Source organism: Acinetobacter sp. PC34 (assembly GCF_051789135.1).
GTDB lineage: Bacteria > Pseudomonadota > Gammaproteobacteria > Pseudomonadales > Moraxellaceae > Acinetobacter > Acinetobacter johnsonii.
Map to the genome: position 1 here is coordinate 1616963 of NZ_CP196664.1, position 15079 is coordinate 1632041.

Consider the following 15079-nt stretch of genomic DNA (forward strand, 5'->3'; position numbering starts at 1 on the left):
AGCCTAATCGGGATTGTTACATGCGAAATTTTACTTTAAGCGTATTTTTCTGAATCAATTCATCTTTATGCATTTGTATGTGTTGGAGGATCATTTCTTGTACCGGTTGGTGCATAAATCCATGTGCATAACCTTTAACAATGATGATGCTCGGTAGGCTAAAAAAGAAGTATCGAGCATCTTCAATGGTTGCACATTCATAGATCCCTTGCTGCTGTAACAGCTGCTGAAAAAAAGCTTTTTCAGTGTCGACATGATTGTTTTCGGTGTCATTCCAATAGCGTTCACGCATCGCCATTAAGTTGTTGTGTTTATAACTCATAAGTTTGGAGAATATTGGCAGAAGAACTCACTTTATAATAAGGCTGTTTGATCAGGTTTCAATGCAAAGCCTGTGAGTTCATGTAAAAAGCTGTGTGGTGGAAATTTTATAGAGGGCTAGTATGTTCATACAAAATAGGATGTTATATTAAAGCGCTGCAGCACGTAGATGTTGTGAATGACTAGATTAAAAAATGAATGAAGAAAATTTGCTTTGGGGAAAGGAATTGAAACAAATATTTAGTGCATTGCTTGTTGTGGGATTGTTCAGTGGTTCAGCCTATGCAATGGGCCCAACTAAAAAATATGAAGCATGCATGAAGCAAACTGGCAATGTGTTGAGTGAAATTGATGCATGTATGAGTAAAGAATATAAAGCACAAAAGAAACGCTTAAAGAAAGTATTTAAGCCGTATTTGGCGCAGGCTCCTGTAGATGAGCAAGGATTGGTTAAACAGTCTCATCAGCAATGGCTGGCGCAGCGTGATCAGATTTGTAATAACAAACCTATCGTGAAAAATGAAAAGACTGAATTACAGCGTATTTCGTGTCTGATGCAAATGACGCAAACCCGTGCAGATATGTACGAAGCACGTACAGGCCGTATAAACAAATAAGTGCAAAGCGTATGAAAATGTGTTTGCTGTGCATCAAAACATTATAAATCATAGAAAAACAGGGTATCATAAGGCGTTTTTATTATGACCTTGGAGACGCCTTTAGTGGATCGCCCGACTATTAGCCCTGAACATATACAGGAAGCCGCTGAAAACTTAAGCACAATTCGTGATTTTATCCGTTTTGGAGTGACAGCATTACGTCAATACGATGCACATTTAGGTCAAGGTACAGAAGACTATTTTGCTGAAAGCTCAGCTCTGGTTTTACAAACTTTATCTTTAGATTGGAATGCGGATGCTGAAATCTTAGAGTCGAAGCTACTACCAAGCGAAAAGACAGAAGTTTTAAGCTTATTAGAACGTCGTATTAATGAAAAAGTACCGACTTCATATTTGCTTAATTTGGCATATTTTGATGGCAAACCATATTATGTCGACGAACGCGTACTGATTCCACGTTCACCGATTGCAGAATTGATTCAAAACCGTTTTGCACCTTATTGCTTAGGTGAAAATGGCCAAATGGGTGAAGCAGTCAATAACTTGCCAGAAAACCCGAATCCAAAAACGCCACAACGTATTTTAGATATGTGTACGGGCTCAGGTTGTATCGCGATTGCTCTGGCTTATGCGTACCCAGATGCCGAAGTAGATGCAACAGATATTTCTAAAGAAGCTTTAGAAGTGGCTCAAATTAACTCGGAACACCACGACAAACAGTATCAAGTGGCTTTACTTGAGTCTGACCTGTTCTCCAAAATTCCTGCTGAAAATCAATATGATCTCATCGTGTCGAATCCACCTTATGTGGATGCTGAAGACATGGCAGATTTACCTGAAGAATTCCACCATGAGCCAGAATTGGCATTGGCGGCAGGTCAAGATGGCTTAGATTTGGTTCGTAAAATGTTAGCTCAAGCGCCAGATTACTTAACTGAAGATGGTCTCATCGTGATTGAAGTGGGTAATTCTGAATGGGCAATGCGCCAAAACTTTAATACTGTTGATTTTTACTGGTTACAGTTCCAAAAAGGCGGTACAGGAATCTTTGCATTGACTGCAGCTCAATGTCGTCAATTCCGTGATTTATTCATTCAATCTGTTCAAGCATAAAAGGAGTCGTTGGACATGGCAGGTAATAGTATAGGGCAACTCTTCCGTGTAACGACTTGTGGTGAATCTCATGGTGTAGGCTTAATGGCGATTGTGGATGGTGTTCCACCGGGCCTTGAGCTTACAGCAGACGATTTACAAAAAGATTTAGACCGTCGTAAGCCGGGCACCTCTAAATTTGCGACGCAGCGCAAAGAACCTGATGAAGTTGAAATCATTTCTGGTGTGTTTGAAGGTAAAACAACAGGCACACCAATTGGTTTATTGATCCGTAACACCGATCAAAAATCCAAAGATTACGGCAATATTGCACAAAGCTTCCGTCCGGGACATGCAGATTATACTTATACACAAAAGTACGGTTTTCGTGATTACCGTGGCGGTGGTCGTTCAAGTGCGCGTGAAACGGCGATGCGTGTGGCTGCGGGTGCAATTGCGAAAAAATACTTGGCTGAAAAGTTTGGTATTTTAATTCGTGGTCATGTGACCCAAATTGGGACTGAAATTGCGGAAAAATTGGATTGGAATGAAGTACCTAATAATCCATTTTTCTGTGGCGATGTCGATGCCGTACCGCGTTTTGAAGCACTGGTAACTTCATTGCGTGAGCAAGGTACCAGTTGCGGTGCAAAGCTTGAGATTTTGGCTGAAAAAGTGCCTGTAGGTTGGGGTGAGCCTGTTTTTGACCGTCTAGATGCTGACATTGCCCATGCCATGATGTCTATTAACGCGGTTAAAGGGGTTGAGATTGGTGATGGTTTTGCCGTTGCTGGTCAGTTTGGACATGAGAGCCGTGATGAGTTAACGACTGATGGCTTCCTTGCGAACCATGCAGGGGGTATCTTGGGCGGTATTTCAAGTGGTCAAACCATTCGTGTGGCCATTGCTTTAAAACCAACAGCGTCTATTACCACACAGGGTAAAACGATCAATATTAATCGTGAAGATACTGATGTATTAACCAAAGGTCGTCATGACCCTTGTGTGGGTGTGCGTGCGGCTCCGATTGCAGAAGCAATGCTTGCGATTGTTTTAATGGATCACTTTATGCGCCATCGTGCTCAAAATGCAGACGTCGTTGCACCATTTGCACCGATTGAATACTAGAAAATTCTCTTTATATTTAAGAGAGTACGCATTAAAGTCAGACTTCGGTCTGACTTTTTTTTATTTGCGTATGAAAGCTAATCTTAAATATAAGAAAAGAGCTGTTGGCATATTATGCACGTTATGGTTATCACGATACTCAGAAAACGGCATCTTACCTATTAAGTGCCAAAGTAGGCCAAACGTTGATGAATCTTCATTCGGTCTTACTGAGTAAGAAAATTTAGAGAGTTCATTTTTAAAAGAAAAAAGGAAGGGGGATATGAATAAAAAAATAAGCACAGTCAGACGAGGCACCATTATATTTTTATCACTACTCACAGTTTTGGTTATTTCATTGTTGATATATGGCTATGACAGTATGCATGACCCTGAAAAAGTTAAAGCGCGCTTATATGCTTGTGGAAAATTTGGTGATCGGCACATGCTCATTGATAAGCAGTATTTACTTTTTGGCAGAGTGACTTATCAAGGTGTGAATTATTGGGGGAAAAATATCGAAGAAGAACACGAGGCCAAAGGTTGTGATGATCAAATTCAAAGTATTGATTTGAAAGTAAAATGGCCTGAAATGACAGCATCTAGAGAAGGCTTTAGACTAGGTTCTGAGTTTAAAAATGATATCACAATCGCATTAAACCAACGTTCCGTTTGGAAAGAGGAGTGGGGAAGTAAAGACTTCTTTAATTATTTGGGTCATTTAAAAAGAAAATTAAGAAAAGGAATGTTTTCATCTAGTGGAGAAGAGGTGAGTGAAATATGGGTAGATGAAACAAAAAAATTTAACTCAGATTTAGGACTCTATGAAATAGAGGTAAAAAGTGATGACGGTGTTGGAAAAAAGGTGTATTGGCAGGAGCGTAAAGGTAAAGGGGTAAGTCTCACTATTAAGTGTCTTTATTTTAAGAGTGGTGCAACAAGTTGTGAATTTAATACACATCAGCCCAATTATGGGTTTAATACGAGTTATATCACTATAAAATTTCATAGTGAGTTACTGCCGCATTGGCAAGAAATTTATCAAAATGTAGAACAACTCATTCATTCTTTTAAGGTTGAGAAAAAATAAAATGAAACATCCGAAGAGTATAGACCGTACTCATGCTCAAAGATGTTTAGATGACCTCAGGATAGCGCTAATGTCCGACAGCATGCGTCCTCTTTTGAAGCAAAAGATAGTCATGTTAGCCAGTATAGTGCAACGCTTGTCCTAAGCTGAGGTTGTGCTCTATAAAAATAAACGAAAGATAATACTTTAAGAGCAGTTTCCAATAGGGTGATTACATGGTATATAAATTGCTCATAGAATAATAAGCATTATTGCAGGAGAGAAATGTTCTGCATTCGCCGAAGGAGCAACGACCCCGGAAACTCTCAGGCAAAAGGACTGTAATAATGAAAAAACTCTGGAGAGAAGTGTTCAATCACTCACCGAAGGGGATGGTTTAAAACATCATGGGATGTTTTAGGTCGAAGCTCTCAGGTACACATGACAGATGGGGTTGACATCAAACAATAAAAAGGAGGTGTCTATGTGTCATGTCGTTGTCATTGGTGCTGGAATTACAGGCGTCACAACTGCATATGAATTAAGTCAACTGGGTTATCAAGTGACAGTTGTGGATCGGCATTTATTTCCAGCCATGGAAACTTCTTTTGCAAATGGTGGACAACTGTCTGCATGTAATGCGGAAGTTTGGAACCAAAAATCGACAGTGCTGAAAGGCATGAAATGGATGTCTCAAAAATCTGCCCCTTTATTGCTCAATCCTGCGTTTAGTGTGCATAAATATGCATGGCTGATGGAATTTCTGGGCAATATTAAACATTATGAGGCCAATACCCACGAAACAGTACGTTTGGCTTTATTGGCTCGTCAACGCTTGTTCGAAATTGCGGATAAAGAATCAATCGACTTCAATTTAGAAAAACGTGGTATTTTGCATTTTTATCATAATAAACAAGATTATGACGTCGCCATTCGAGTCAATGATTTACTCAATAAAGGTGGACTTGAACGTTGCGGCGTAAGCAATGAAGAAATTAAGCAAATTGAGCCGACATTGACCGGCGACTATTATGCTGGATTTTATTGTGAAGGCGATGCGACGGGTGATATTCATAAGTACACGACAGGTTTGGCTGAAGTTACCAAAAAGTTAGGTGTGAAGTATCGTTTTGGTATGGATGTGACAGATATCGAACATTTAACTTCAGGTGTTGAAGTGAAGTTACAGCCAAGTTCTGAGAATGTAGAGCTTGCACCAGCGGAAGTTGAAATGCTCGCTGCCGATGCTGTTGTGGTTTGTGCTGGGGTGGGTAGCTATCAATTGGCTGAATTGGTCCAAGAGCGGGTCAATGTTTATCCTGTAAAGGGATATTCGATTACGGTTATGTTAAATGACGAAGAAAGCCAGCAAAATGCGCCGTGGGTGAGTTTGCTGGACGAAAGCGCGAAAATTGTAACTTCACGTTTAGGTAAAGATCGTTTCCGTGTCGCGGGCACTGCTGAGTTTAATGGCTATAACCGTGATATCCGGGCAGATCGGATTCAACCTCTTGTTGACTGGACCAATCGTAACTTTAAAGTTTCGACAGAGCATGCGGTCCCTTGGGCAGGTCTTCGCCCCATGATGCCGAATATGATGCCTGTAGTTCGCCGTGGAAAGCTAGAACGTGTGTTCTTTAATACAGGACATGGGCACTTAGGTTGGACGCTATCTGCGGCAACTGCGGCAATGATTAGTCAGGAAGTCGCGACAGCGTATCCTGTTTAATTCGAGTGCATTCTTGGATAGATAAAAACAAGTTTGCTTCGAGCTTGTTTTTATTATTTCTGTTTAATGATGTTATAATTCTGCCTTAATTTCAAAAGATTGCTCACAAATGAATACTTTAAACTTGAGCAAAAATAAGTAGTATTGTTTCAAGCAATTGATGACTAATGTGAAGGTGCATAATGATTAACATGAAAATGGCTTTGGTGGTTCTAGCTTCTGCAACAATGCTGTCGCTTGCTGCGTGTAGTGACAAAAAACAAGAGACTGAACAAACGTCAGTGGAAAGCTCAGCAACTGAAACACCAGTGACCAATATAGAAGTTAGTCCAGAGATGATTGATGCTGCACCTTTAGAGTCTGAAGAAGCAGGTGCATCAGCACCAGTGGCAGCGTCTGAAGCAAAATAAGTCCAAAGATCAAAAAGCCTCCCGATGTGGAGGCTTTTTTTATGGGTGAGAGTGATATCAGCGTTTAATCGTAAATATTTAGATTCAGGATATAAATCAAAAAATCATATTGAAACCATAACGAACAATCGATAGAGTTTATTTAGTAAATATTGTCAATTTGTGATGGTTTTCATCAATGCATCCTTTGCAAGCAAATGGACAGTAGAAAACATGATGTTTAATCATAACTCATGTAAAAATGAGGGAATATTTTGTACGCAGTTAAGCTCACAGAAGTATCGTTGAATTTTAAACAGCATGGCCGAGCATGTTTGATTGTTGCTGCGGTGATTTTTGTCTGCTGTTTGCTTGGGATATTCACTCGGCCGATTGCATATTTCGCTTATTTTTGGCCAGCTAATGCAGTATTGATCGGCTTATTTTTACGGTTAAGCCACTTAGAAATGTTGGTGGCTGGTTGGGCGCATTTATTGGTTATATGTCGGCTGACTTAGTCACAGGGAATCATCTTGAGCTGACGTTGGCTTTAACAATTGCCAATTTTATGACAGTAGGCGTGTCTTTATTCTTTATCCATTATTTACAAATTGACTATCGTGCATATAACAAAGACTTAAATTTTCTTTATCTTTTCTTGGTTTGTGTTTTTCTTGGGTGTTTTTCTAGCGCGATATTTGCCGTTGCGGTCGTTCCGTATATGCCACATACTTTTATGAGTACGCAAGACCTGTGGGCTGAGTTTTATATTTGGTGGACAGGGGAAGTGCTAAATTGTATTTCACTTTTACCCCTCATGTTGACCTTTCCTGCAGCGAAGAAATTAAAGTATCTTTGGAATAACCGTAGACAGTGCGAAACCCAGTTTGTCGATGTTTTACCCTTACTCTCAGTTTTAATTTCTGTGGCATGTACACATCTGTTCTTTGGTCCTGGTGCCTTACTTTTCCCTCTAGCAGGGCTCATTTGGGCGGCTTTAAGTTACAACTTATTTTATGTGAGTATCATTAACAGTTTGGTTTGTTTTGTGACTTACCATAGTTTAACGACCTATTATATTTCACGTACAGCAGATAACTTCTTGGCCACTTCTATTTCGGTGCGTATAGGGCTGTGCATGTTGATGATTGCACCTTTGCTTTTATGTATTGTGAGTCGTAATCGTCATGATCTGTATAAAGAAGTACTTTATCTGGCCAACCACGCCCCCTTAACTCATGTGGGAAATCGCCGTTTTTTCTTCACTCAAACTGAAAACTTATTGAAGGAAAATCTGGTTAAATCGATGAGTATCATTGTGCTAGATATTGATCATTTTAAGAAAATGAACGATCAATATGGTCATTATATTGGTGATGTATTGCTACAAAGCTTTGCTACGACGGTGAAAAGTAATTTGCGTGAACAGGATTTATTTGCGCGTATGGGCGGTGAAGAATTTGTGGTGGTGTTAAATAATACCACTGAAATTGAATCACAAATCATTGCAGAACGTATCTGCCGTGCTGTCGCTACTTCAAAAACTCAAGTGGCACATGCTGTTTTGAGTATGACGGTGAGTCTTGGTGTGGTGCATCAAGTTTTACCAACGCAAAATAGCCTACAGAGCTTGTTAAATCGTGCTGATCGGGCGCTATATCAGGCCAAAACTTTAGGACGCAATCAAGTACAACTTGCCTCATAGGTTAAAATTTAGTAAAAGTATAAAACAATAAAAACTATAGATACTTGGATAAAAATGAATTTTTCTGAATACCTTCGTTATGATGGGCTGGGTTTAGCTGAGTTGGTTGCACAAAAACAAATCCATCCCGCTGAATTATTACAAATTGCAATTGAGCGTAGCCAACAAACCAATCCTGCTTTAAATGCGATTATTATTCCGATGCATGATTATGCCAAGAACAGAGCGCAAAATGCATTGTCTGGCCCATTTGCTGGGGTGCCATTTTTAGTAAAGGATTTATTTCAAGAATATGCAGGTTATCCAACATCTTATGGATGCCAAGCATTTAAACGTACGGGCCATATTGCAGAACATAATGCAGAAATTGTAAACCGTTGGGAAAACACAGGCATTTTAACTTTTGGGCGTACCAATACCCCTGAGTTTGGTATCAAAGGCATTACAGAATCAGATGCTTGGGGAGCCTGTCATAATCCTTGGAATTTAAAACATAACAGTGGTGGTTCATCGGGTGGTTCCGCTTCTGCGGTGGCCGCAGGAATTGTTCCCATTGCGGGTGCGGGAGATGGCGGTGGATCGATTCGAATTCCTGCATCGTATTGTGGTTTATTTGGTTTAAAACCAAGTCGTGGACGTACGCCGTGGGGCCCAGATATGAGTGAAGCAATGCATGGGGCTGCGATACAGCATGTATTGAGTAAAAGTGTAAGAGACAGTGCAGCGATGTTAGATGCAACGCAGGGTGCAGAGCATAGCTCATTGTTTAAAATTGAACTACCCAGCCAAAGCTATTTGGCCTGTCTACAGCAGCCTGTAAAAAAACTTAAAATTGCATTTAGTACTCAGTCGCCTATCGGAACCACAGTGTCTAAAGATGCAATTGATGCTGTACACCATACCGCACGTTTGTTGGAGTCTTTAGGGCATACAGTGGTCGAAGCACAACCTGAGATAGATGGTATGTCTTTGGCCAGAGACTTTATCACGACGTGGTTTAGTCAATTTTCTTATATGTTAGAGCAGATCAAGCAACACGTTCCGACCACAGCAGGAGATTTTGAGCTGGATTCTTTAGCTTTGGCTGCCTTTGGTGCCAAAACGACTGCGTTAGAATATATTCATAATCTGAATAATTGGGGAGTATATGTCACCAAAATGAACCAATTCTTTGATCATTATGATCTTTATCTGACTCCTGCTACAGCCTCAGTCGCACCCAAAAATGGGCAAATTTCTACCCCATCATGGCAAAAACCAATTTTAAAAAGTTTATTAAAAGTCGGCAAAGCACATCTGTTGGCACAAGGAAAACTGGTCGATAAAATTGTGAAAGATAATTTGCGTTGGGTGCCTTTTACTCAGCTAGCCAACATCACAGGTTTACCTGCGATGTCTGTACCTTTGTATTGGAATGCTGACAATCTTCCGCTTGGTTCACAGTTCATTGCGCCTTTTGCCCGTGAAGATCGGCTCTTACAGTTGGCTAGTCAGCTTGAACAGGCCCAGCCATGGTTTCATAAATATAGTGAAATCAAAGTTTAGAAAGCTGAATAATGAAACTGCTGCAATTTATGTGTGCAGATCAGAAGAGAACTTTTTAAGCTTGAACTTCTTTGGGTAAGTAGCGAATAAAACCCAAACCCAGTAGAACCGCACAGCCTGCCAAAATAAAAATAAGTTCGCCTGACAGGCTGTGCCAATAATGTCCTGCAAGAATACTTCCAGACGCTACACCCAGTCCCCACATGGTGCTATACAGGGCTTGACCGCGTCCTTGTTGTCCTAAACTAAAGTTTTGGAAAATGATACGCATGGCGATGAGATGAAATAGGCCAAAGCTAAAAGCATGAATGGTTTGTGCGAAGAACTGGATCGCGAAGATTTGTGGAAAAGAACCAACCATAAACCAGCGTAGCGCCGTGAGGATAAGACAAATAGACACCATGAGTCGCCATGAAAAGCGTTTGAAAAAAATGTGAGCAATGGCAAACATAATAATTTCGGCCATGACACCGACAGTCCACAAAAAACCAATTTCTGTGGTTGAGTAACCAGCTTGTTTTAAGAAGTTGCTATAAAAACTATAAAAGGGCGCATGCGAAAAAAGCAGAATAAACTCGATACCGAAAAATGCCGCGACAACGGGTTTTTTTAAAATCGGTAACAATGGCTCGAGCTGCCCTTGTGAATGAGGTGCAGTGGTCGGTTCTTTGATGCTAAATGACCAAATAAAGGCCAAAAAAGAAATGCACAGCAATAAAACAGGAAGCATAGAGATGGGTAAAATTTCTAATAAGGCTCCGATACCAAAAACCCCGACAATAAAACCGACCGAGCCCCACTTTCGAACTTTTCCATACAAAGCACTGCGCTGTTCCGCGAGCCAAAATAGCGTAACGCCTTCAAATTGAGCCAGAATGGCGTTTTGGAAGAAGCTAAAGATCAGCATGAGTAGGGCGATCGCCTGAAAGGAGTTTGGAATGATAAAAATCATGAACCAAATACAGGCTTCCATCCACGTTGCAACTCTGACCAAGAGCATCCGTTTCCCTGATTTATCTGCAATCCAGCCCCAAATAAAAGGAGCAAAAAAACGGGTAATGATCGCAATTGAGGAAAGGATGCCGATTTCACTGTAGTTAAAGCCTTGATCTTCGAGATACAGGCTCCAAAACGGCATGAAGGTGCCTACAATGGAATAATAAAAAAAGTAAAAACCAGCCAGTCGGTGCCGAATGGGGAAAGAAAGCATCGTACTGTGTTCCTTGGTTGGGTGGGCAGATTATGAAGAAGACTTGAACCTAAAACAAAGCTTCAAGTCGATGAAGCTTCGAGAATTTTTAAAATGGATGGTTTAAATCATGCTTATTCAGAGTTCAGGGATTAAAGCTCATTATCCTTTGACTAAACCACCATCGACAATCAAGTTTTGACCTGTCACAGCACAAGAATAGGGCGATAAGAACATTAGAATGGCTGAGGCAAATTCCTCAGGTGTAACTACACGACGCAGTGGTGTTGCACTTGCGATGTAATCAAAAACTTCATTGGGCGTGCTTTTGCTAGCATCAGTGGTTTGCAGTAAACCGCCAGAAAGCATATTGATATTAATGCCATATTGGCCAAGTTCATGCGCTGAGGTACGCGTAAAAGCCAATAGTGCAGCCTTCGCTGTGGTGTAGTCATGATAAGGCACCACTGGGTTTTGCACCAGATTGGTTCCGATGTTTACAATGCACCCAAACTGGTTTTGTTTCATACCTTCAAGCGCTGCTTGGGTAGTATTCAAAGCGGCTTTAACTGCACCCTCAAATTGTTGTTGCATAGTTTCCCAGCGGAGCTCATGAACTTTTGGGCGGGCCTCACCATTAAACTCGAATTGAATCAGCGCATTATTAATCACGGCGTTGATATGCTGTCCAAAATGCTGAAAGCTTGCATCAAACATACTTTTGACTTGTGCACTGTCTGTAACATCAGCTTGGTAGATAAAAACCTGCTTTGGATACTGCTGGACTAAGGTTTGCGCTGCAACATGGCTGTTCAAATAGTTCACGACTACACGAGCACCTTCATTGATTAAGGCGTGTGTAATCGCAAGACCTAAACCGCGTGCGCCACCTGTGACCAGTACAACTTGATTTTTAATGTGCATAATGTTTCCGAGCAGATAAATGCATGTATTTTTTGGATAAAGCAAGTATATCAAAACCTTTTCCGTACCTGAGATTTTACAACCGCTGCTTTTCAAGTTTTCGATGCTCATTCAGCTGAGTTAGAGTATTCGGATAAAAATCGCCAAGTAGTAGAACATTTTTAGTACTGTTGATCATTGAGCCCGAGTTTGCTCAAGGTGTAACCTCAAAATACGCCGTAATTCTAATAATGTTTCTGCTTCCTCATGCACCGAATGGTTGCCTTTAATGATTCTTTCAGAGACAGCCTGTTCTAAATGTGAACTGGAATAAGGCACAATACCATCGCTCATGTCATGTATGTCATTGTTCTGACGGTGATTACCAATAATAGAATGATAAGGAACTCTAGATACAGGCATGATGTTACTGGTCAAAGCCATAAAGCGTGACTTTGGACTTAAGTCGTCTGGGCCAGATTGCACCATGCCTTTGGTGCTAGAGCTACCATTGAGTTGTATATCCACTTGGTTAAAGAAAGTGATCGGCAACTTGACCATTTTCTTCACCAATTCCATGTACCAGCGGTCAGACAGTTCACTACCACGGTGAGGCGCGGCAATAAAAATTGCACGTCCAATGGGTAAATCAGAATGAAATTGAAAACGTTCTTTGATTACGGGGTATTGTTGTAATCGGGTGTATTGCTCATAGTTTAATAGTGGAATCACTTGCTCAGAAATATCGTGCTCACTAATCAGTAAGCGACTAATGACGCCGCCCATACTATGTCCAATCAGCACGGCGTTACTTGCCGAGCGAGAGTTGGGTTGAACTTGTGCAAAGGCTTGTTTAAGTAGTGCATGAATTTGATAGCAGCTTTCAACAATCGGCATATTGGTTGAATAGAATACCTGCCATACCTGAAAGTTCTCCCGTAAAGCTTTATCCCGCAAAATGTTATTGGTCAGATTGACCCAAGTTTCAGGGCTGCTGGCGAGACCATGAATAAGTACAATCACTTTTTTATTCGGCTGGTAAGGTTCAAGCATATAGACATGTGGCATACGCAATCGCTCAGTCTTATCGAGCAAGGTCAAGTAGCCTGTTGAGCCCAGTTTATTTTCTGCCAGCCAGTAGGCAAAAGGCACAGAATAATTCGCCGTGAGAATGTATTTTTGTTGATGTATGTCTACATACTTTTGTGTATAAGGATTAAATAGCTCAATCTCAAAAATGGCTTTGCCATTAAGCACATCTTCAATGCTGCTTTCAGGGTTTAATGGCTGTGCCGCTGCGGTTACGGACAAATAGCGTGCAGGATGGATATTGGGATTGGTTTGATTTTGATAAAACGATATCGGGTCAAGGATAAAATCATTTTTATGAATAGGATCCGCTTTAGTCACAACCACGAACTCTGCGCCCAGACCATCTTGACGGTTGACTTGATAAAAACCCGAGAAGTTTAAATTATAACTGGATTGAACTCGGTCAATGGTTTTACTTTTCAGTTCAGGATAGTGTTCTAAATTTACAATATATTGACGTTGTTGGACGTTGAGTTGCGCGGGAACTTGTTGAAAAGGTTGCGTACGGTACGCCGTGGTAATTAAACGCGACAAAGCGACATTGTAAAAAGTGCGGACATGCATTTGTCTTTGATCAAAAACCCGGGTACTTGGGCTTTCTTGCATTTTAAATAAATACACATAGCTATAACGTAAACTCTGGTCGAAGGCCTCAAGGCTCTGTTCTAAGCAGTGATTATTTTCACTATGTGGCTGTGCTTGGGTACAGTTGCGTTGTTTTGAAATATCTAAAGCTTGGGCCAAATACAGTTCACTTAAAGCGGCATAGCGTTCATCTGCAGCAATATCTGTTTGTGTGTTTAAGCGCTTCAAACATGTTTCAAATTCAGCGCTGCATTGCTGTGGCGTCACGCTGAGTAATTTGAGTAAGCTGGTGGTTTCCGCACTCAATTGTTCGTGGCTTAAGATATTTTCGGACTTGCTACGAATAGCCTGATGGATATTATTTTCTTTAACTTTGACCAACTGGCAGGCCGGCAGTAAAACAATCGTTAGCCCTAAAATGATTGGTCGCGTGAAAGTATGATGTCTCGTTAAAAGCATAGTTTTTAGCACGGACGTTATCTATATAGGCTAAAGATGTCTTTCATTTTAAGATAATTTCTAACGAGTTACATCCAAATTCAGTCCAATCTTTTGTGTCCCTAGACATAACTTAAGAACGCTTATATTCAGCTCAAGCAATTTAGCGAGCAAAGGCTTTGCCCAAAACATGTTTATGTATAAATCGTAATTTATCGAGGACTGGCGCTGATAGCGTAAATGGATAAGCATCTTCTAAACCCATACTGCGATTTAACGCATTTAAGTTAAAAGTCAGTGTCATCCATTGTTTGAGGAGTAAATCAAAATTTTGAGCGCCGATTGGATTTTCATAAAAGCTTAAGTCATGCGTATCTTTTCGATTATTGCGCACGATTAAACCTGCATAGTAAGCGGTTTCCAATGTGTCCATCATGTGTAAATAGTGTGCCCACGTTTCTGCCCAGTCTTCCCAAGGGTGTGTGCTGGCATAAGAGCTGACATAAAACTTGTCCCAGTTTTGCGGTGCGCCATCTTCATAGTGGCGTTGTAGTGCTGCGTTATAATCTTGACGCTCATCTCCAAAATACTGACGGAACTCGTCGACCAGCTCAGGATGTAGCGATTTAATGAGGTCAAAATAATAATGACCACTTTCATGACGGAAATGCCCCAAAAGCGTACGGTAGTTTTCACCCATTTTAATACGGGTCGTTTCTCTATAGATGACATCTGCTTCACTAGCATTGAGTGTAATGACACCATTAGCATGTCCTGTCAGCACAGGGTGCTCTGGTTCAGGCATGAGAAAATTAAAACGGAGTCCGTAGCGATCATCATCGTTATATTTGGGCCTTGGCATAATATTCAGGCGTTGCATTAAATACAGAAAACGCCGTTTAGCATGTTCGAGCCGTGACCAATAGACGATATGATCAGGGTTGTCGAGAGTAGGAATGGTATATGTGAGTACACAAGACTCACAGTAGATGTCGTTGCTCTCTGCGGGAATAACCCAATTACAGACTTGATGATGCTGATAGTTATAACAAGGCTTATAGCGCTTCGTCTGGTATTTTTCATTTAGCGCTAACCAAAGAACAGGGCTATGCTGTTCAAAGCTCCCCATATCTTTTTCCGATGCAATATAACCGAGTGTAGTTTGGCAGCTCACACATTGTGAGTTGGCAAAAAAGACTTGGTTTTGACAGGATGCGCAACTAAAGAATTTCATCGGCGGCTGTGTCTTTGGTGAGCTTTTAGAACCAGTATAAAGGATGTCGGTTCCCTTCGTC

The 15079-nt window shown here is 40.9% G+C and carries 12 protein-coding genes, 1 pseudogene and 1 riboswitch; of the genes and pseudogenes, 8 read left to right on the forward strand and 5 right to left on the reverse strand.

All coding sequences use genetic code 11. The annotated features are described in order from the left end of the window. Positions 1 to 16 precede the first annotated feature (16 nt). Positions 17 to 322 (reverse strand): hypothetical protein, encoded by a 306-nt coding sequence (locus ACSC9N_RS07865; protein ID WP_029575032.1) that lies wholly within the window; start codon positions 320 to 322, stop codon positions 17 to 19. Positions 323 to 515: 193 nt separating this feature from the next. Between ACSC9N_RS07865 and ACSC9N_RS07870 the strand changes: the two genes are divergently transcribed. The 8 genes and pseudogenes from ACSC9N_RS07870 (at position 516) to ACSC9N_RS07905 (ending at position 9577) form a co-directional block, all read left to right on the forward strand. Beyond that, positions 516 to 938, forward strand: coding sequence for a lysozyme inhibitor LprI family protein (locus tag ACSC9N_RS07870; protein ID WP_010326760.1), 423 nt, complete (start codon positions 516 to 518; stop codon positions 936 to 938). Between the two features lie 105 nt (positions 939 to 1043). Further along, positions 1044 to 2054: a 50S ribosomal protein L3 N(5)-glutamine methyltransferase gene (gene prmB, locus ACSC9N_RS07875; RefSeq protein ID WP_010326759.1), complete on the forward strand. Its 1011-nt coding sequence runs from the start codon at positions 1044 to 1046 to the stop codon at positions 2052 to 2054. Between the two features lie 15 nt (positions 2055 to 2069). Continuing rightward, on the forward strand, positions 2070 to 3161 hold the full coding sequence (gene aroC / locus ACSC9N_RS07880; RefSeq protein WP_010326758.1) for a chorismate synthase: 1092 nt from the start codon (positions 2070 to 2072) through the stop codon (positions 3159 to 3161). Between the two features lie 262 nt (positions 3162 to 3423). Next, positions 3424 to 4230 (forward strand): hypothetical protein, encoded by an 807-nt coding sequence (locus tag ACSC9N_RS07885; RefSeq protein WP_228259162.1) that lies wholly within the window; start codon positions 3424 to 3426, stop codon positions 4228 to 4230. Between the two features lie 244 nt (positions 4231 to 4474). Next, positions 4475 to 4561: riboswitch (glycine riboswitch) on the forward strand. Between the two features lie 132 nt (positions 4562 to 4693). Continuing rightward, positions 4694 to 5938 (forward strand): D-amino acid dehydrogenase, encoded by a 1245-nt coding sequence (locus ACSC9N_RS07890; RefSeq protein WP_010326755.1) that lies wholly within the window; start codon positions 4694 to 4696, stop codon positions 5936 to 5938. Positions 5939 to 6120: 182 nt separating this feature from the next. Then, positions 6121 to 6348, forward strand: a complete 228-nt coding sequence (locus ACSC9N_RS07895; RefSeq protein WP_010326754.1) for a hypothetical protein — start codon at positions 6121 to 6123, stop codon at positions 6346 to 6348. Positions 6349 to 6602: 254 nt separating this feature from the next. Further along, positions 6603 to 8032: pseudogene (locus tag ACSC9N_RS07900) on the forward strand (diguanylate cyclase). A 54-nt stretch (positions 8033 to 8086) separates the two neighbouring features. Continuing rightward, entirely contained in the window at positions 8087 to 9577 is a 1491-nt protein-coding gene (locus tag ACSC9N_RS07905; RefSeq protein ID WP_010326752.1) for an amidase, read from the forward strand. Positions 9578 to 9632: 55 nt separating this feature from the next. Here the strand turns inward: ACSC9N_RS07905 and ACSC9N_RS07910 are convergent, their stop codons facing one another. The 4 genes from ACSC9N_RS07910 to ACSC9N_RS07925 form a co-directional block, all read right to left on the reverse strand. Then, positions 9633 to 10787 carry an MFS transporter gene (locus ACSC9N_RS07910; RefSeq protein WP_029575031.1) on the reverse strand — a complete coding sequence of 385 codons (1155 nt, stop codon included), beginning with the start codon at positions 10785 to 10787 and terminating at the stop codon, positions 9633 to 9635. A 141-nt stretch (positions 10788 to 10928) separates the two neighbouring features. Further along, positions 10929 to 11690 carry a 3-oxoacyl-ACP reductase gene (locus ACSC9N_RS07915; RefSeq protein WP_029575030.1) on the reverse strand — a complete coding sequence of 254 codons (762 nt, stop codon included), beginning with the start codon at positions 11688 to 11690 and terminating at the stop codon, positions 10929 to 10931. Between the two features lie 174 nt (positions 11691 to 11864). Next, positions 11865 to 13805 carry an esterase/lipase family protein gene (locus tag ACSC9N_RS07920; protein ID WP_439036131.1) on the reverse strand — a complete coding sequence of 647 codons (1941 nt, stop codon included), beginning with the start codon at positions 13803 to 13805 and terminating at the stop codon, positions 11865 to 11867. Between the two features lie 142 nt (positions 13806 to 13947). After that, a complete protein-coding gene (locus ACSC9N_RS07925) occupies positions 13948 to 15018 on the reverse strand; it encodes a zinc-binding metallopeptidase family protein (RefSeq protein WP_029575029.1) in 1071 nt (356 codons plus the stop codon). Positions 15019 to 15079 lie beyond the last annotated feature (61 nt).